An 18,186-nucleotide genomic window follows, 5' to 3' on the forward strand; every position below is an offset into this window, starting at 1 on the left:
ATCGAGGACGCCGCCCCTCCCCGCGCGGCCGGCGGACCCGGCGCGCCCGACGGCCGGCGCCCGGTGCGCCGCGTGCCCCTGCCACCGCTCCTCGCCGCCCTGCTGATCGCACTGCCGCTGTCGCTGGTGTGCGGGGTGCGGTTCGGGGCGGCCGGGCTCTCCTGGGGCGAGGTGCTGCGGTTCCTCGGTGCCGGGCTGACCGGCGGCACCATCGCGTCCGACGAGGTCTCCGCGTACACGATCGTCTGGGAGCTGCGGTTCCCGCGGGCGCTGCTCGCGGCCGTGGTCGGGGCCGGGCTCGCCGGGATCGGCGTGGCCGTGCAGGCGATGGTGCGCAACGCGCTGGCCGACCCGTTCGTGCTCGGCATCTCCTCCGGCGCCGCGGTCGGCGCCAACGCCGTGCTCCTCTTCGGCGCCCTCAGCGGCCTCGGCATCTGGGCGCTGTCCAGCGCCGCGTTCGGCTCGGCGCTGATCTCGATGGTCCTGGTGTACGCGGCGGCCCGCACCCCGCAGGGGCTGACCCCGCTGCGCCTGGTGCTCACCGGCACCGCCATGTACTACGGCTTCTCCGCCATCACCACGCTGATGGTCTTCAGCGCCGAGCGCGGCGAGGCGGGCAGGGCCGCGATGATGTGGCTGCTCGGCAGCCTGGGCGGGGCCAATTGGCAGTCGCTGCCGATCGCGGCCTGTGCGGTGGCCGGCGGCCTGGCGCACCTCCTGTGGTCCGCGCGCCGGCTGAACGCGCTGGCCATGGGCGACGAGACGGCCGCCGCGCTCGGCGTGGACGCCAGGCGGCTGCGCGGTGAACTCTTCCTGATCACCGCCGCCGTCACCGGCGCCGTGGTCGCGGTCAGCGGGGCCATCGGCTTCGTCGGCCTGATGGTGCCGCACGTGGCCCGGATGCTGGTCGGCGCCGACCACCGGCGGGTGCTGGTGGTCGCGCCGCTGCTCGGCGCGATCCTGCTGGTCTGGGTGGACATCATCTCCCGGGTGCTGCTCGCGCCCGTCGAACTGCCGGTCGGCGTGATCACCGCCGTCGTCGGCGTGCCCTGCTTCGTGCTGCTGATGCGGCGCCGCGGCTACACCTTCGGAGGCGCCTGATGCGCATCGACGTCGAAGACCTCAGCGTGGACATCGGCGGCGCACGCCTGGTCGCCGACGCCACCGTACGGGCCGCCAGCGGCCAGGTGGTCGGGCTGATCGGGCCCAACGGCAGCGGCAAGTCCACGCTGCTGCGGTGCGCGTACCGGGCGCTGCGGCCGAGCGCCGGCGTGGTCCGGGTGGACGGGGACGACCTGCACGCGCTGAAGCCCCGCGAGGGCGCGCGGCGGCTGGCGGCGCTGCCGCAGGAGTCGTCGAGCGAGTTCGACTTCACCGTCGGCGAGGTGGTGGCGATGGGCCGCACCGCCCACCAGAGCGCGACCGGCCGGGCCTCGGCCGAGGACGCCCGGGTGTGCGCCGACGCGCTGTCCCGGGTCGGCGCCGGCCATCTGGTCGACCGCGGCTTCCTGACCCTGTCCGGCGGCGAGAAGCAGCGCGTCCTGATCGCCCGCGCCCTGGCCCAACAGCCCCGCATCCTGGTCCTGGACGAACCGACCAACCACCTCGACATCGCGCAACAGCTTGAGGTGCTGGCCCTGCTGCGGTCCGATGCGGAGCCCGGCGCGGCAATGGAGGCCGGCGCGGATGCGGGGGTGCAGGCCGGCGCGGCGGGCACGGATCGTACGGATGCGCGTACGACGGGTACGGGTGCGGGTGCGGCGAGTACGGCGGGTGCGGAACCCGCAGGTACGGGCCGGGACGGGGCCGCCGTCGGGCGGGCGATCGGCGCACCGGCCGGGCTGACCGTGCTCACCGCGCTGCACGACCTCAACCTGGCGGCCCGGCACTGCGACGTCCTGTACGTCATCGCCAAGGGCCGCATCGTGACCTCGGGCACCCCGCAGCAGGTGCTCACGCCCGAGCTGCTGGCCGACGTCTTCCAGGTGCTCGCCCACCCCGTACGACACCCGGTGAGCGGCGCCCTGCAACTGCTCTTCGACCGCCTGCCCGCGGCGGGCCCCGCCCGGCGGGCCGCGGCCGGGCCCGCCCTGCCGGCGCAGGCCACGGCGCCGCCCGACACCCCGGTGCCGACGCCGTAGGCCCCGCGGCCCGCCCCGAACCCGGGCCCGGCCGCCGACCAGCGCGACCCACCACCCTCCCCTCCCACCACCCCGAGGAAATCCCATGCGCATCAGCCGCCTCCGTGGCCCGCTCCGTACCCCCGCCGCCGTCGCCGCGGCGCTCGCCCTCGCGCTGACCGTCGCCGGCTGCGGCGCGGACGTCTCCGACGGCGACCAGGGCAAAGACAACAAGGGGGGCAAGGAGGGCAAGCAGGCCAGCGCCGGCGACGGCTACCCGGTCACCCTCACCAACTGCGGCGCGCAGGTGACGTACGACAAGGCGCCCGAGCGGGTGGTGACCAACGACGTCGGGATCACCGAGATCATGTTCGCGCTCGGGCTCGAAGACCGGATGGCCGGCTACGTCATGCCCGACGACAAGGGCGACCTGGACGCGGTGCCGTACAAGGCCGCGTACGAGAAGGTGCGCTGGCTGTCCAAGTCGGACATCAACCGGGAGTTGGTCCTGGACGCCAAGGCGGACCTGGTGTTCGCCGGCTGGAACTACGGCTTCCGGGAGTCGGAGGGGTTCACGCCGGCCGCGCTGGACAAGCTCGGCGTGGACACGTACCTGCTCACCGAGTCCTGCCGGAACGGCCGCGGCAAGGCGCGCGGCGTGATGTCCCCGCTCGACGCGCTCTACACCGACCTGCGCAACCTCGGGAAGCTCTTCCACGTCGAGGACCGGGCGGAGAAGCTGGTCGCCGACTACCAGCGGCGGATCGCCGCGGTGCAGGCGAGGGCGCCGAAGGAGCAGCCGCGGGTCTTCCTGTACGACGACGGCCGGGACAAGCCGCTGACCTCGGGCGAGTTCGCCGGCCCGCACGACATCATCACCAAGGCCGGCGGCGACCACGTGATGAAGGACCTCAAGGACAGTTGGGTGACGGTCGGCTGGGAGACGGTCGTGGACCGGGACCCGGAGGTGATCGTCATCAACGACTACGGCGACACCAGCGCCGCACAGAAGAAGAAGTTCCTGCTGGACTACCCGCCGCTGGCCGGCGTCTCGGCGATCAAGAACAAGCGGATCTTCACGCTGGACTACGTGGACCTGGTGGAGAGCCCGCGCAACGCGGCGGCGATCGAGGCGCTCGGCGCGTACCTGCGCGGCGTGCAGCGGGACTGACCGCGGGGGTGCGGTACGGAATTGGGGTGCGGGGCCAGCCGTGGGGCCTGTGGGGCGGGAGTGATACGAGGGGAGAGCAGCCCGGGGCGCGGGCGGAAGGCGGCCCGGGCCGCGGTGGGACGACGCCCGCCCCGCGGCCGGAACGGCCCCCGGTAAGGGAGACCTAAGTCACTTACACTGGCGGCGTGGCGACCACCGACTGGAAGAGCAACCTACGGGCGCGCGGTTACCGGCTGACCCCGCAGCGCCAGCTCGTGCTGGAGGCCGTGGACACCCTGGAGCACGCCACCCCGGACGCCATCCTCACCGAGGTGCGCCGGACGGCGAGCGGGGTGAACATCTCCACCGTCTACCGCACGCTCGAACTCCTGGAGGAGCTCGGCCTGGTCAGCCACGCCCACCTGGGGCACGGCGCCCCCACCTACCACGTCGCGGCCCGGCACCACCACCTCCACCTGGTGTGCCGGGACTGCACGGAGGTGCTGGAGGCGGACCAGACCGTTGCCGAGCCGTTCACCCACCAGTTGCGGGAGAGCTTCGGCTTCGAGACCGATTTGAAGCACTTCGCGATCTTCGGGCGGTGTGCGAAGTGCGCCGGCGGTGGGGAAGGCGACGGGGAGCCGGCAGCGGCGCCGTAGGCTGGAGACATGCTGCGACCCACTCTCGTCAGTCCGCTGCTGTCCCTGCCCGGTGCCGTACCGGCGGAAGGCCCCGACGAAGGGGTCGCCGGGCACTACGGCGAGCTGTTCCGCGAGCAGCGCGCGCTGGCCGACGGCACCGGCTTCGTCGACCTCTCGCACCGCGGCGTGGTCACGGTCACCGGCGACGACCGGCTGAGCTGGCTGCACCTGCTGCTCACCCAGCACGTCAGCGAACTGCCCACCGGCCAGGCCACCGAGGCGCTGGTGCTCTCCGCCAACGGCCACATCGAGCACGCGCTGTACCTGGTGGACGACGGCACGACGGTCTGGGCCCACGTCGAGCCCGGCACCCAGACCGCGCTGATCGACTACCTGGAGAGCATGAAGTTCTTCTACCGGGTGGAGGTGGCCGACCGCACCGCGGAGTACGCGGTGCTCCACCTGCCCGCCGGTTCGATCACCGAGGCCCCGGCGGACGCGGTGGTACGGGAGACGGCGCACGGCCGCGACCTGTTCCTGCCCCGCGCCGAACTGACCGCCTTCGCCGCCGCGCACGGCCCCGCCATCGGCGTGCTCGCCCACGAGGCGCTGCGGGTGGAGGCGCACCGCCCGCGGCTCGGCCTGGAGACCGACCACCGTACGATCCCGCACGAACTGGGCTGGATCGGCACCGCGGTCCACCTCCAGAAGGGCTGCTACCGCGGCCAGGAAACGGTCGCCCGCGTCCACAACCTGGGCAAGCCCCCCCGCCGCCTGGTCTTCCTCCACCTGGACGGCAGCGAAGTCCACCTCCCCCCGCACGGCACCCCCGTCCGCCTCGCGGCAGACGGCCCCGAAAGCCGCCAACTGGGCTTCCTCACCACCTCGGCCCGCCACCACGAACTGGGCCCCATCGCCCTCGCCCTCATCAAGCGCAACGTCCCGGTGGACGCACCACTCCTGGCGGGGACGACGGCCGCGGCGCAGGAAGTGGTGGTGGAGCCTTAGGGGGCTCGGTCGGGGGGTGCGCCGGCCGGTGGGTGGGGTGTCGAACGCCACCACCGGCCCCACCGCGGACCGTGGCGAACTGCCACAATGCGCAGCGTGAGCGACGACGATCTGGCAACCGTCCTGGGCACCCGGGAGACCGCGGCGCTTGAGTTCAAGCGGACCGCGAAGCGCGAGGGCAAGCGCGGTGACGCCATCGGCAACGCGGTGTGTCCCATGGCCAACGACCTCTGCGGCAAGGGGGGCGGGGACATCCTCATCGGGGTGGACGACGCCGGGCGCCCCGTACCCGACGTGGACACCAGCGACCGCGCCCTCCTCGCCCTGACCGACCTGCGGGACGACGGGCGCATCCTGGACCGGCCCTCGTTCACCGTCCAGGCTGGCCGCTTCAGAGGCGAGCCGGTCGTCCGCATCCGGGTCGAGGCGTCGGTCGCCACGCCCGTGCGGTTCGAGGGCGTGGTCTGGGTGCGCCCCGGACCCACCACGCGACGGGCCAGCCGGGAGGACGAGCGCGTGCTCTCCGAGCGGCGCCGCGCCAAGGACGGCCCCTTCGACTCCCGCGCGGTCCCGCACGCCGAGTTCACCGACCTGGACGTGGACCTGTTCCAGCGCTCGTACCTACCGTCCCTGGTCGACCCCGAGGTGATCGAGGAGAACGGGCGCCCGGTGCTTCAGCAACTGGCCTCGCTGCACCTGACCACGCCCGACGGCACGCCCACCGCACTCGGCCTGCTGGCCATCGGGCTTGACCCGGCCAGCCGGATTCCCGGGGCGTACGTCCAGTTCGTACGTTACGACGGCACGGACCTGGACGCGCCGATCGCGGACGAGCAGGCGCTGAACGGGAACCTGATCGGCACGGCGGCACGGCTCGAACCACTGCTGCGCAGCAACCTGCGGACCCGTGTCGTCGGCGACGGCTTCCGGGAGACCTCACGGCCCGACTATCCACTGGAGGCGCTGCGCGAGCTCTGCATGAACGCCCTCATGCACCGCAACTACGAGACGTCGTACGCGCCCACCCGCATCGTCTGGTTCGAGGACCGTATCGAGGTGACCAACCCGGGCGGGCCGTTCGGGCAGGTGCGGGACGACAACTTCGACCGCGTCACCGACTACCGCAACCCCTCGCTGGCTGCGGCGCTCAAGGGTCTCGGCTACGTCAACCGCTTCGGCCGGGGCATCGGGCGGGTGCGGGCCGCGTTGGAGCGCGGCGGGAACCCGCCGGCCGAATACCAGGTCGACGACGCGTCCTGGGCCGTGACCATCCGGAGGGCCGCATGACCTCGATCGCGCTGTTCAACAACAAGGGCGGCGTCGGCAAGACGACCCTGGCCTACCACCTCGCGCACATGCTCAGCCGGCTCGGCCACAGCGTGCTCGCCGTCGATCTGGACCCGCAGGCCAACCTGACGTCCATGTGCCTGGACGAGGGCGAGATCGAGGAGCTGTGGAGCGCGCCGTCGGAGCTGATCGACCAGGGCATGGCCGCGGCCACCCTGCCCGGCACCGGTCGGGTGCACGAGGGGCAGACCATCGCCGATGCGGTGGAGCCGATCCTGCACGGCACTGGCGATGTGGCCCCCGTACAGCCGGTGGCGCTGAAGTCCGGGCTGTGGCTGCTGCCCGGGAGCCTCGATCTCAGCCGGTTCGAGGACAAGCTGTCCAACGAGTGGTTCAAGTCGTTCGCCGGCGATGTCGCGGCGATCCGCACGACGACCGCCTTCCACCGGATCGTCGAGCACGCCGCCCGGTCCGTGGCGGCCGATGTCGTCCTCATCGACGTCGGGCCGAACCTGGGGGCCATCAACCGGTCCGCGCTCATCGCCGCCGACTGCGTGCTCATGCCGCTGGCGGCGGACCTCTTCTCACTGAAGGGGCTCAGCAACCTGGGGCCCACGCTGCGGGAGTGGCGGCAGGGGTGGCGGTCGCTGGTCCTGCCCCGGGTGCCCGCCGGCATCTCCGCACCGGCCGCGACGATGGCCCCCCTCGGGTACGTCATCATGCAGCCCGAGATGCGTCTCGACCGGCCCGTCAAGGCGTACGAGCGGTGGCTGGAGCGCATCCCGATGGTCTACTCGGCCGCCGTCCTCGACGGCGCCCCGTCACCGGCGCCGGGCGGTGGCGATCCGTACCGCATCGCCACCCTGCGCAACTACCGGAGCCTGATGCCCCTCGCCCACGACGCCCGGAAGCCGATGTTCGACCTGAAGGCGGCGGACGGGGCACTCGGCAGTACGCAGACGTACGTGCAGACCTGCTACCGCGAGTTCCGCGACCTCGCCGAGAGCGTGCTCCGGCGGGTGGACGAGGTGTGTTGAGGCGGGCAGAACTGCTGCGCAGGTGGCTGTGGGGCCCCACCAGCGGGCAGCGCCCCACAGTCCCCAGCCCCTCAGACCTCCACCACCACCGTGAACGGCCCGTCGTTCGTCAGGGAGACCTTCATGTCGGCGCCGAAGCGGCCCGTTTCGACCTGGGCGCCCAGCGAGCGGAGGGTGGTGACGACCTCGGCCACCAGGGGTTCGGCCAGTTCGCCGGGGGCGGCTGCGTTCCAGGTGGGGCGGCGGCCCTTGCGGGCGTCGCCGTAGAGGGTGAACTGGCTGATGACCAGGAGCGGGGCGTTCGTGTCCGAGCAGGACTTCTCGCCGTCCAGGATGCGCACCGACCACAGCTTGCGGGCCAGTTGCGCGGCCTTGGCCGGGGTGTCCTCGTGGGTGACGCCGACCAGGACGCACAGCCCTTCGCCGACGATCTCGCCGACCGTCTCGCCGTCCACGGTGACCTTCGCCCCGTCGACCCTCTGTATCACAGCACGCATGCGCACCATGATGCCCTGCGGCCATCTGGGCTGTTCGGGTGTTCCCGCGCTGCGGACGGACCGCACAGAGTGGCACGATGCGTGCACGCGGTGCGTTATGTGGACAACGCGACCAGCTCGCGCACCGTTTGAGGGGACGGAAATCGCATGATGACACCCGGCGCCGGAGACTCTCCCGGCCCCGTACCCACCGCTCGGCCCGCCGGGTCGGCCACGGCCACCCGGCCGGCGGGCGGGCGCCTCGGACCGCTGGTGGAGGCGACCGTGACCGTGTTGGCCCTGGACGGACTGCGGCTGGCCGAGTTGCGTGCGCTGCGGCGCAGCGCGCAGGCGGAGGAGGCCGACCTCAGTTACGTACGCCGACTGCTCCAGGGGCGGATCGACATCATCAGGGCCGAGCTGGCGCGGCGGGCCGCGCCGCGCGTGCCGGTGCCGGTCGCCGAGGCGCCGCGGACGGTCGTGGACCGACTCTCGGAGATCCTGACCGACGGGCCGACCCGGCACCGCTCGTCGGCCCGGCACGTGACGCTGGGGGCGCCGCGCAGCGGCCCGTACCGGCAGCTCGCCGAGGAGATGTTGGCCGAAGTGGAACTGTCCGACCTGCGGGCCCGTACGAGCGAGGAGCTGGAGCTCGCGATCGGCCGGCTGACCGCGTACGAACAGCAGGTTTCCGGGCGGCGGCAGCAGTTGCAGCGGACGTCGGACGACTGCGGGGCGGAAATCACCCGCAGGTACCGTGAGGGAGAAGCGCAAGTCGACGACCTGCTCCCGTGATCGGCGGGGAGGTCGCTCCCCCACCGCCCGCACAGGAACAGGAAGGCCGACGATGACCTCCTCCCCCGCCGCTGACCGCGCAGCCGGCCCGGCCGACCGTGCCGCCACCGCCCCGCCCGACGGCATAGCACCGGTCCTCGCCGAGGTCGTGCGCTCCGGGTTCGTCGAGGGCCGGCACCGTGGGTCGCTCGTGGTGCTGGACGCCGACGGCGGCGTCGAGTGGGCGCTCGGCACGGTGGACGCCCCGGTCTTCCCCCGTTCGTCCAACAAGCCGATGCAGGCGGCGGCCGTGCTGCGCGCCGGCCTCGAACTGGCCGGCGAGCGGCTGGCCCTGGCCGCCGCCAGCCACTCGGGCGAGCCCTTCCACCTGGACCTGGTGCGCACCATGATCGCCGAGGCCGGGTTGCCGGACGGTGCCCTCCGGACGCCGCCCGACCTGCCGCTCGACCCGGTCGAGGCCGAGGCGTACCTGGCCGCGGGGCAGGTGCGGGAGCGGATCACCATGAACTGCTCGGGCAAGCACACCGCGATGCTCGCCGCCTGTGCGGTCAACGGCTGGCCGCTGGAGAGCTATCTGGCGCCCGACCACCCGCTCCAGCAGCTCGTGCACGAGGGCGTGGAGGCGGCCAGCGGCGAGCGGGTGACCGAGGTGGGCGTCGACGGCTGCGGCGCGCCGCTGCTTGCGATCTCGCTGACCGGCCTGGCCCGGGCCTTCAGGTCGTTCGTGCTGGCCGCGCCCGGCACCCCCGAGCGGCGCGTCGCGGACGCGATGCGGGCCCACCCGGAGTACGTGGCGGGCACCCGGCGGGCGGACACCTGGCTGATGCGCGAGGTGCCGGGGACGCTGGCCAAGATGGGCGCCGAGGCGGTGCAGGCGCTGGCACTGCCGGACGGCCGGGCGCTCGCCTTCAAGCTGGACGACGGCGGCACGCGGGCCCTCGGCCCGGTGCTGGCCCGGGCCCTGGAGCGGCTGGGCGTGACCTCCCCGGTGGTGGCCCGCATCGCGGACGCGCCCCTGCTGGGCGGCGGCGAACGGGTCGGGGAGGTCCGGGCGGCGTTCTGAGCCGGTCCGGGCGGCGTTCTGAGCCGGTCCGGGCGGCGTTCTGAGCCGGTCCGCTCGTGGGACCACGCGCCGCGCTCCCGGTGCCGCGCCGACTGCTCCGCGGGGCCGCAGCGACGTGTGGTGCACCGGCTACTCAGGGCCACAGTGACGGGTGTTACTGATGAGTCTGAGGAGGCCAGGGGAAATCCTGATGCGATGGCCGGTTCTTCTCCCTAGCGTGCGGACATGGCCCTAGACATCCGTACGCTCACCGCTGCCGACCTCCCCGACTGGCTCCGTACCTCCAGGATCGGCTTCCTCGGCTCCCCCGAGATCAGCGCGGAGGAGGTGGAGCTGCGGCGGCCCGGTATCGATCTCGACCGGACGCTGGGGGCCTTCGACGGCGACCGGTGCGTGGGGTGTTTCCGCAGCTTCGCGCAGGAGTTGACCGCGGTGGGCGGGGCACCCGTGCCGGCCACCGCGATCACCAACGTGGGCATCCTGCCCACGCACCGCAGGCGGGGGCTGCTGACCGCGATGATGGACCGCGAGCTGCGGGCGGCCAAGGAGCGCGGCGACGCGTTGGCCACGCTGATCTCCGCCGAGTACCCGATCTACGGGCGGTACGGGTTCGGGCCCGCCACCTGGGTCAGCGAGTGGGAGGTGGAGATCGGCCGGGCGGGGCTCGACCCGGGCTACGTACGGCCCGGGGACCGGGCGCTGCGCTCGGCCAAGGGGCGGTTCGCGCGGATCGCCGACCCGGGCGGGCGGGTGGAGCTGGTGGACGGGGCCGCGGTCCGGGAGCTCGGGCCCGTCCTGCACGAGCGGCTGCGGGCCGAGCGGCCCGGGATGGTCTCGCGGAGCGAGCGGGTGTGGCGGCTGGAGACCGGCGAGGTGCGCTATCCGTCGGCCCACTGGAAGGAGCCGTTCCACGCGGTCTACCGGGCGCCCGACGGCACCGTCGACGGGCTGCTCACGTACTCGGTGGACGAGCGCTGGGAGGCGAAGCTGCCCGAGAACACGGCGCGGGTCCGCTCGCTGCTCGCCGCCTCGCCGGCGGCCGAGCACGCGCTGTGGCACTACCTGTTCTCGGTCGACTGGGTGGTCCGCGTGGCCAGCGGCTTCCGCGCCCCGGACGACGTGCTGCCGCTGCTGCTCGGCGACCCGCGGGCGGCCGTGGTGAAGTCCTACGCGGACTGGTTGTGGATCCGCCCGCTGGACGTGCCACGGCTGCTGTCGACGCGTACGTACCCCACCGATGGCTCGCTCGTCATCGAACTGCACGACGCCGCCGGGCTCGCCGGCGGCCGGTTCGCGCTGGAGGCGGGGCCCGACGGGGCGAGTTGCACGCCGACCGGCCGGGCCGCCGAACTGGCCATGGACATCGGCGAGTTGGGCACGCTGTGGCTGGGTGACGAGTCGGCCAGCCGGCTGGTCGGCCTCGGCCGCGTGGACGAGCTCCGCACCGGGGCCGCCGCCGTGGCGGACGTCCTGCTGCGGACGGCCCGCCGGCCGTGGTGCCCGGACGTGTTCTGAGGGGATGGGGCGGGGGAAGGGCCGCCCGGCCCGCCCCTGGCCCCCAGCACGCCCGTGCGCCGCAGCCCGCGGCCCGGCTCCTCGATCCGCCCGCGCCCCTCAGCCCGCCCGCTGCACTCAGCCCGCGCAGGCCGAGCCGGTGCCGTTCTCTCCCGTGCAGCAGGCGGCCTCGCAGCTCGTGGCCTCGCCGTCCGCACCGCGGCAGACCGTGCCCTCGCAGCCCGTGCCCTCGCAGTCGGACCCTTCGCAGCCGGTGCCGGCGTACGTGAGGGGCTCGGCGCCGCGCGCGACGCTGGTCGCGGTGCCGGCCGCCGCGCAGGCGCCGGCGGAGCCCGTCGGACGGGTGCGGGTGGTGGCTGCCCGCGCGCGGGTGCCCGGCCCGGCGGCCCGACCAGCGGCAGGGCCGCCGGCCCGCTCTTCGGCCCGCTCGTCGGCCTGCTCGTCGGTGAGCAGCCGGCGGGGGCCGTTGCCCTCCGCGCCGAGTTGGTCGTACGGGTTGGCCAGCGCGCAGCGGTCGATGGACAGGCAGCCGCAGCCGATGCAGTCGGTGAGGTGGTCGCGGAGCTTCTCCAACTGGCGGATGCGCGTGTTCAGGTCCGCCTGCCAGCACTGGGAGACCCGCGCCCAGTCCTCGCGGTCGGGCGTGCGCTCCTCGGGGAGCAGGCCGAGCACGTCGCGGATGGTCGCCAGCGGGATGCCGACCCGCTGCGAGACCCGTACGAAGGCGACCCTGCGCAGCGTGTCCCGGCTGAACCGGCGCTGGTTCCCGCTGGTGCGACGGCTGCGGATGAGCCCCTGGCGCTCGTAGAAGCGCAGCGCGGACGCGGGCACGCCGCTGCGCTCGGAGAGCTCGCCGACCGTCAGCTCGTAGCGGTTCTTGGAAAGTTGGGTCATGCAACCCAGCGTAACTTGACCTCAACCATTGTTTAAGTCGGAGGCTTTTCACCACGGCACCGGAAAGCGGCGGCTCGCCCCTCGCCCCGGACCGTGCACGGCCGCGCGGCATCGCGGCCGTGCCGCAGGGGCGGACGGCCGGCGCACCGGCCGGCCGCTCGCCATCCGTTCGCCCAGCTTCCGAGGAGTACCCATGTCCCGCACCCCGCTCCGGCTCGCCGTCATCGTCGGCAGCACCCGCGGTGGCCGCTTCGGCCCGCAGGTCGCCGACTGGATCACCGAGCGCGCCCGCGTGCACGGCGGTCTGGACGTCGACGTGATCGACCTCGCCGACGCCGAACTGCCCAACGAGATGCCCGCGTACGGCGCGCAGCCGAACCCCGCGGCCACCGCCGCGCTGGCGAAGATCAGCCCGGGCCTTACGGCGGCCGACGCGTTCGTCGTGGTGACCCCGGAGTACAACCACAGCTACCCGGCCAGCCTGAAGAACGCGATCGACTGGCACAACGAGGAGTGGCACGCCAAGCCGGTCGGCTTCGTCTCGTACGGCGGGATCTCCGGCGGTCTGCGCGCCGTGGAGCACCTGCGCGGCGTCTTCGCCGAGCTGCACGCGGTCACCGTCCGGGAGACCGTCAGCTTCGCGCTGGCCGGCAACCTGTTCCGGGACGGCGAACTCATCGACCCGACCCAGCCGAACATCGCCGCCAAGCGGCTGCTCGACCAGCTCCTGTGGTGGGGGAACGCGCTGCGCGCGGCGAAGGAGGAGCAGCCTTACGCGGCGTGAGGTGGGGCGTGGCTGCTTGGTCGGGCCGGTCGGCAGGGGTGGCTGCGCGTTGGGACTGGTCGGCGGGGTGGGTGGCGCTTGTCGGGGCTGGCGCCGGCTGCCCCGCCGATCGCCCACCCCGCCGGCCACCCACCGACCGCCCTCGCGCGCCGACCACCCACCGACCGACAGGCCGGTAGGCCACCCCGCCACCTACCCCACCGGCCGCCCCAGCACCTCCGCGATGCGCTCGATGCCGTCGGTGCCGTGGCCTTCGTCGATGGCGCGCTGGTGCACCGCACGGGCCGCGCGCAGCACGCCGGCATCGATGCCGCGGTCGTCGGACGCCTGGATGACGTGGTCGATGCCGGCCGATACGGACAGGATGTGCGAGTTGTCGCCCGGGTAGCGGTCGTCGTCCACGTTGCCCGCGAACTCGTCCAGGATTCCCGGCAGGATGTCGAAGATCCCGCGGGCGAACGGCGCCAGCTCGCGCGCCGGGATGTTCTCCTTCTTGGCCAGCGCGAACCCGTGCAGCAGCCCGCTGACCGAGGTCCAGAAGAAGTCCAGCAGGGCCACGTCGTACGCCGCCGCCCGACCGTGGTCCGCACCCAGGTAGGTGGCCGTGCCGGCGAGGCTGGCCAGGGTCGCGCGGTGCCGCTCGTACAGCGCCTCGGGACCGCTGAACAGGAACACCGCGGTCGGCGTGCCGATGGAGACGGCCGGCGTGAGGATGGTGCCGTCCAGGTAGTCGACACCGCGCTCGGCGGCCCACTCGGCGGTGGCGCGGGCCCGGTCGGGGGAGTCCGCCGTGACGTTGACCAGGGTGCGGCCCTTGAGCGCGGCGCCGGCGCCGTCCAGGATCGCGTGGACGGCGTCGTAGTCGATCACGCAGATGACGACGAGTTCGCTGGCCGCGACGGCCTCGGCCGCGCTGGCGGCGGCGACCGCGCCCTGGGCGACCAGTTCGTCGGCCTTGCCCGGGGTGCGGTTCCACACCGTCGTCGGGTGCCCGGCCGCCAGGAACGAGCCGGCCAGGGCCCGCCCCATGGGGCCGAGCCCGAGTACGGTCACGGGCGCGGCGGCGGGGTTCTCGGGGGTGGCGGGGCTTTCGGGGGTGGCGGTCATGGTGGGCTCCTTGCGGGTCACGGGGTGGATGGGGTGGGTGGGTGAACAGGGGGGTTGGGGCAAGTCGCGGGCGGGCTGGGGTGGGTCGTGGGGATGGATGGGGTCGAGGCGGTACGTACCGGGCGGGCCCGGGCCGCGGTCGTGCGGCCGTGGAACAGCCCGGGTGGGCGGCGCGTTGCCGTAGTGACTCTCACGGGGAGGTGCGGATGAGCGAGCAACTGCTGACCAAGAAGAACCGGCCGTACGTGTGCGGTCTCGACGCCGCCGTCGACGTCATCGACGGCAAGTGGAAGGTCCTGATCCTGTGGGCGCTGCACGACGCGCCGCGCAGGTTCGGCGAGACGAAGCGGCTGCTGCCCGGCATCAGCGAGAAGGTGCTCGCCCAGCAGCTCCGCGAGCTGGAGGCGGACGGCGTCGTGCACCGCGAGGTCTACGACGAGGTGCCGCCCAAGGTCGAGTACTCGCTGACCGAGTCGGGCATAGCGCTCAACGTCGCCCTCGGCCCGCTCGGCGCCTGGGGCAGCCGCCGCATGGCCGATCTGGGTCTGGTGCGCCAGGTGGCGTCGTGACCGACGTCAACTAGCCCTATGCATATGGTTTTTGACGACATGTGAAGGGATTGTTCTGCGCAGGTGGCTCACCGTGGTTCGGGTGGGTCGCGGCGTCGGTTCGCCGCCGTGACGGCTGACGGTCGGGGCGGGGCCGGCGGTCCGTTGCGTACGGGCGGAGGGCCGCCGGGCCGGACGGGTCGCGGCCTCCGCACGGCCGCGCACCCACGGCCGCACGCGGGTGACCGCTGCACCCGACGGGCCGGTGGTGCGGCCCGTCGAGTGCGCCCCATCAGACTCCCCCGACCGCCCACCCCGAACAAGTACGTACAAAAAAGTGGGTGCTTACCTGGGGGTTACTGAGGGGGCGGCCCGTTCGAGGCGGGCGGCCGGGGCCGGGGCAGGACGCGTTCAGGGGCGCGGGGTGCGGCGCGGCGGGCCCGTCCCGTCAGCGAGGCCCGGCCGAACCGTACCCGGCCGCGATCTCCGCGGCGGTCGCGGCCAACTCGGCCCGGACCTCGGATGGTTCGAGCACTTCCACGTCGGTCCCGAACTGGAGGAGTTGCCGCGTCGCGCCCACCTCTGCGTACCCGACCTCGACCGTGACCCACTCTTCGGCCGGTGCTGATTCCCCTTCTGCTTCTGCTTCTGCGGTGGTTGCGGCTGCGGGTGTGTCGGTCGTGGGTGTGTCGGTCGCGGGTGTTTCGGTCGTGGGTGTGGCGTTGGCGTCTACCGCGCCGGGGGCTGCGGCCCGGTCCGCGTACGGGTCCAGCACCTCGATCCGCGTGGCGAGCAGGGAGCCGACGATCCGTACGAACATGTCGAGCCGCGGGCGGCGCACCCGGGCCCGTACCCGGACGGCGACCGGACGCTCCTCCACGCCGCGGCGCAACGCCTGCCAGGCGTCGGCGAGTTCGACGCCCGGGCGGCGGCGCACCGGGTCGTCGGTGACGGTGGCCCGGGCGATGCGGTCCGCGCGGAACAGCCGCGGGGTGCCGCTCCGGTCGGCCACCAGGTACCAGGTGCCGGCCTTGGCGACCAGCCCGTACGGATCGACGGTGTACGCGCGGGCGCGCGCGGCGCCGCTGTGCCGGTAGCTGAGCCGCAGCCGGCGGTCGGTGAACACGGCCGTCTCCAGGGCCGACAGGTCGACCGTCGGGCGCGGCCCGGCCAGCCAGCGGTCGGGGTCGATGAGGATGCGCCGGCTGGCCAGTTCGGCGGTGGGACGGTGCGGTGCGGGCAGCGCGGCCATCACCTTGCGCAGTGCGGAGCCCAGCGCCTCGTCGAGGCCGAGCGCGCTGTGCGCCCCGGGCTCGGTCAGCACGAACAGGGCCCGCGCCTCGGGGGCGGTCAGCCCGGTGACGTCGGTGCGGTAGCCGGGCAGCAGGCTGATGCCGCCGTGCCGGCCGCGCTCGGCGTAGACCGGGACGCCGGCGGCCGACAGCGAATCGACGTCGCGGTAGATGGTGCGCACCGACACCTCAAGCCGCTCGGCCAACTCGGCGGCCGGCACCCGGGCCCGGGTCTGGAGCAGCAGCAGGATCGACAGCAGGCGGTCCGACTTCATGCCCCGATCTTCCCCGGGGGCCGTGGCGGGCCTTCTCCGGGGCCGTCGGAAAACTTGACGGCGGGTGTCATGTTATTGCGGCAGCGTCCGCCCTGCGGCCGGCGGCGCGCGGCGGCTCCCCGGGAGTGCGCCGCGCCCTGCCGCGCCGTCCGCCGACCGGCCCCGCCGGCCGGCGGATCGACCGACCACCGACCGGACGGAGCGCCCCAAGTGACCACGACCGCACCTCCCGCGCAGCCCGACCCCCAACTCCCCCACGAGCGCGCCGCCGACCAGTTGGCCGCCCAGCTCACCGGCCCGCTCTTCCGCCCCGGCGACGCGGGGTACGACGCGGAGCGTGCCACGTACAACAGCGCGGTGCAGCACCGGCCGGCGCTGATCGCGGGGGTCGCGGACGCGGCGGACGTGTGTGCCGTGGTGGCGTTCGCCGCGGCCCGCGGGCTGCCGCTTGCCGTGCAGGCGACGGGGCACGGGCAGGCGGTCGCCGCTTCCGGCGGCGTCCTCGTCTCCACCCGCAGGCTGCGCGGCGTCCGGGTGGACCCGGCCGCGGCGACCGCCTGGATCGGGGCCGGCGAACGCTGGGGCGCGGTCGTGGCCGCCACGGCCCCGCACGGCCTCGCCCCGCTCAACGGGTCGGCGCCGCACGTCGGCGTGGTCGGCTACCTGCTCGGCGGCGGCATCGGCCTGCTCGCCCGCCGCTACGGCTACGCCGCCGACCGGGTGCGCACCATCGAGGTGGTCACGCCCGACGCGGTGCTGCGCCAGGTGACCGCCGCGGGCGAACCCGACCTGTTCTGGGCACTGCTCGGCGGCCGGGACAACTTCGGCGTCGTCACCCGGGTGGAGGTCGAACTGGTCCCGGTGGACCGGCTGTACGGCGGCGGGCTGTACTTCGACGCGGGCGCGGTCGGCGCCGAGGTGCTGCGCGCCTACCGGGACTGGACGGCCGACCTGCCCGACGCACTGACCTCCTCCCTCGCGCTCTTCCCGGTCCCGGACGTGCCGGGGGCGCCCGCGCCGCTGCGCGGCCGGCTCGTGGCGCACGTGCGGATCGCCCACACCGGCTCCGTCGAGGAGGGCGAACGCCTGGTGCAGCCGCTGCGCGCGGTCGCCCCGCGGCTGCTGGACACCCTCGCCGAACTGCCGTACGCGGACTCCGCCAGCATCTTCCAGGAGCCGACCGACCCGATGCCGTACGACGGGGACAGCGTGCTGCTCGACGCGCTGACGCCGGAGCTGCTGACCGCGATCGGCGAGGCGACCCGCCCCGGCGGAGTGCCGTGCATCGTGGAGTTGCGCCACCTCGGCGGGGCGCTGACCAGGCGCGGCGCCGCCGCGAACGCGATCGGCCTGCGCGACGCCGGTTACCTGCTCGGCGTCATCTCGCCGCTGCGGCCCCCGCTGACGCGCGAGGCGATCCGTCCCGTACACGAACGACTCCTCTCGGCCGCCGCCCCGGCCACCGTCGGCCGGTCACTGACCTTCATGGGGCCGAGCGGGGTACGGGCCGCGGGGGCGGGTGCGGTGGGTGGGGTGGATACGGCGGGTGCGGAGAGTACGGCGGACGGGGCAGGCGCGGCGGGTGCGGCTGACGCAGGGCGCCCGGCTGACGCCGCGGACCTGTTGGTGCGCAGCGCGTACGAACCGGCGGACCACGCGCGCCTGCGCGCGTTGAAGGCGCTCTACGACCCGCAGAACCTGTTCCGGCACAACCACAACATCCGGCCGGCGGACGACGACCGACCGCGGGCGGTGGCCGATGCTGGGGCTGACGCGGGGGTGGGGCGGGCGGACGCGGGCGCGTAACCGGGTACGCGTACGGGGGGGCGGGGCGGCGGGACGCCGGGTCCGGGAGGGGGGGACGCCAGGGCCCGGAGGTCGCCGGGTCGCCGGGTCGCCGGGTCGCCGGGTCGCCGGGTCGCCGGGTCGCCGACGGAGTATCGGGCCGGGTTTCGGGGCCGGCGGGCGGTGCGGTGGCGGGTGCGGCTCCCGGGGCCAGGCGGGGTGGGGCGGCGGGGTGCGTGCGGCGCGCGGGCACCGTAAAAGTGCTGGTCAGAGACGTGCCGGGCGCGATTGTCAGTGGTGGGTGCGAGACTCCGAACAGGAGTCAGCGGTGGGCGGTCGTGCGTCCACCTCCGAGCCGTCCGGTGTGCGTGGGTTCCACCGGCCCACTGCCCGGCGGCGCGGTGCGAGG

17 protein-coding genes are annotated in these 18,186 nt (G+C 74.0%); 13 read left to right on the forward strand and 4 right to left on the reverse strand.

All coding sequences use genetic code 11. The features are described from left to right. The 7 genes from ACMA1D_RS26930 to ACMA1D_RS26960 all read left to right on the forward strand — a co-directional run bounded on the left by ACMA1D_RS26930 (nt 1) and on the right by ACMA1D_RS26960 (nt 7,243). Nucleotides 1-1,101: a FecCD family ABC transporter permease gene (locus tag ACMA1D_RS26930; protein WP_414726650.1), complete on the forward strand. Its 1,101-nt coding sequence runs from the start codon at nt 1-3 to the stop codon at nt 1,099-1,101. Then, complete coding sequence (locus tag ACMA1D_RS26935; protein ID WP_414726599.1) at nt 1,101-2,141, forward strand: ABC transporter ATP-binding protein; 1,041 nt, start codon at nt 1,101-1,103, stop codon at nt 2,139-2,141. Before ACMA1D_RS26930 ends, ACMA1D_RS26935 begins: the two co-directional genes overlap by 1 nt. An 85-nt stretch (nt 2,142-2,226) precedes the next feature. Then, complete coding sequence (locus ACMA1D_RS26940) at nt 2,227-3,291, forward strand: ABC transporter substrate-binding protein (RefSeq protein ID WP_414726600.1); 1,065 nt, start codon at nt 2,227-2,229, stop codon at nt 3,289-3,291. A 185-nt stretch (nt 3,292-3,476) separates the two neighbouring features. Beyond that, the gene (locus ACMA1D_RS26945; protein ID WP_414726601.1) at nt 3,477-3,929 is read left to right on the forward strand and encodes a Fur family transcriptional regulator; all 453 of its coding nucleotides are present in this window, start codon (nt 3,477-3,479) and stop codon (nt 3,927-3,929) included. A 9-nt stretch (nt 3,930-3,938) separates the two neighbouring features. Then, nucleotides 3,939-4,919, forward strand: a complete 981-nt coding sequence (locus tag ACMA1D_RS26950) for a YgfZ/GcvT domain-containing protein (protein ID WP_414726602.1) — start codon at nt 3,939-3,941, stop codon at nt 4,917-4,919. A gap of 87 nt (nt 4,920-5,006) precedes the next feature. Continuing rightward, on the forward strand, nt 5,007-6,206 hold the full coding sequence (locus tag ACMA1D_RS26955) for an ATP-binding protein (RefSeq protein WP_414726603.1): 1,200 nt from the start codon (nt 5,007-5,009) through the stop codon (nt 6,204-6,206). Continuing rightward, entirely contained in the window at nt 6,203-7,243 is a 1,041-nt protein-coding gene (locus ACMA1D_RS26960; RefSeq protein WP_414726604.1) for a ParA family protein, read from the forward strand. Before ACMA1D_RS26955 ends, ACMA1D_RS26960 begins: the two co-directional genes overlap by 4 nt. A gap of 71 nt (nt 7,244-7,314) precedes the next feature. Here ACMA1D_RS26960 and dtd read toward each other — a convergent pair whose 3' ends face one another. Further along, entirely contained in the window at nt 7,315-7,740 is a 426-nt protein-coding gene (dtd, locus tag ACMA1D_RS26965) for a D-aminoacyl-tRNA deacylase (protein WP_414726605.1), read from the reverse strand. A gap of 147 nt (nt 7,741-7,887) precedes the next feature. On the opposite strand from dtd, the gene ACMA1D_RS26970 reads away from it, so the two are divergent. The 3 genes from ACMA1D_RS26970 (at nt 7,888) to ACMA1D_RS26980 (ending at nt 11,092) form a co-directional block, all read left to right on the forward strand. Next, a complete protein-coding gene (locus ACMA1D_RS26970; protein WP_414726606.1) occupies nt 7,888-8,514 on the forward strand; it encodes an ABC transporter substrate-binding protein in 627 nt (208 codons plus the stop codon). A 52-nt stretch (nt 8,515-8,566) separates the two neighbouring features. After that, nucleotides 8,567-9,577 (forward strand): asparaginase, encoded by a 1,011-nt coding sequence (locus ACMA1D_RS26975; protein WP_414726607.1) that lies wholly within the window; start codon nt 8,567-8,569, stop codon nt 9,575-9,577. A gap of 225 nt (nt 9,578-9,802) precedes the next feature. Beyond that, complete coding sequence (locus ACMA1D_RS26980; RefSeq protein ID WP_414726608.1) at nt 9,803-11,092, forward strand: GNAT family N-acetyltransferase; 1,290 nt, start codon at nt 9,803-9,805, stop codon at nt 11,090-11,092. 117 nt (nt 11,093-11,209) lie between these two features. On the opposite strand, the gene soxR is transcribed toward ACMA1D_RS26980, so the two are convergent. Continuing rightward, complete coding sequence (gene soxR, locus ACMA1D_RS26985; RefSeq protein ID WP_414726609.1) at nt 11,210-11,986, reverse strand: redox-sensitive transcriptional activator SoxR; 777 nt, start codon at nt 11,984-11,986, stop codon at nt 11,210-11,212. A 193-nt stretch (nt 11,987-12,179) separates the two neighbouring features. Between soxR and ACMA1D_RS26990 the strand changes: the two genes are divergently transcribed. Beyond that, nucleotides 12,180-12,770: an NADPH-dependent FMN reductase gene (locus ACMA1D_RS26990; protein ID WP_414726610.1), complete on the forward strand. Its 591-nt coding sequence runs from the start codon at nt 12,180-12,182 to the stop codon at nt 12,768-12,770. Nucleotides 12,771-12,962: 192 nt separating this feature from the next. Here ACMA1D_RS26990 and ACMA1D_RS26995 read toward each other — a convergent pair whose 3' ends face one another. Further along, entirely contained in the window at nt 12,963-13,877 is a 915-nt protein-coding gene (locus ACMA1D_RS26995; protein WP_414726611.1) for an NAD(P)-dependent oxidoreductase, read from the reverse strand. Between the two features lie 206 nt (nt 13,878-14,083). On the opposite strand from ACMA1D_RS26995, the gene ACMA1D_RS27000 reads away from it, so the two are divergent. After that, a complete protein-coding gene (locus tag ACMA1D_RS27000; protein WP_349993915.1) occupies nt 14,084-14,446 on the forward strand; it encodes a helix-turn-helix domain-containing protein in 363 nt (120 codons plus the stop codon). A 427-nt stretch (nt 14,447-14,873) separates the two neighbouring features. Here ACMA1D_RS27000 and ACMA1D_RS27005 read toward each other — a convergent pair whose 3' ends face one another. Next, the gene (locus tag ACMA1D_RS27005; RefSeq protein ID WP_414726612.1) at nt 14,874-15,992 is read right to left on the reverse strand and encodes a helix-turn-helix transcriptional regulator; all 1,119 of its coding nucleotides are present in this window, start codon (nt 15,990-15,992) and stop codon (nt 14,874-14,876) included. A gap of 210 nt (nt 15,993-16,202) precedes the next feature. On the opposite strand from ACMA1D_RS27005, the gene ACMA1D_RS27010 reads away from it, so the two are divergent. Further along, a complete protein-coding gene (locus ACMA1D_RS27010) occupies nt 16,203-17,798 on the forward strand; it encodes an FAD-binding oxidoreductase (protein WP_414726613.1) in 1,596 nt (531 codons plus the stop codon). Nucleotides 17,799-18,186 lie beyond the last annotated feature (388 nt).

Origin of the sequence: Streptomyces sp. 796.1, assembly GCF_047525675.1 — a bacterium.
Classification (GTDB): Bacteria; Actinomycetota; Actinomycetes; order Streptomycetales; family Streptomycetaceae; genus Streptomyces.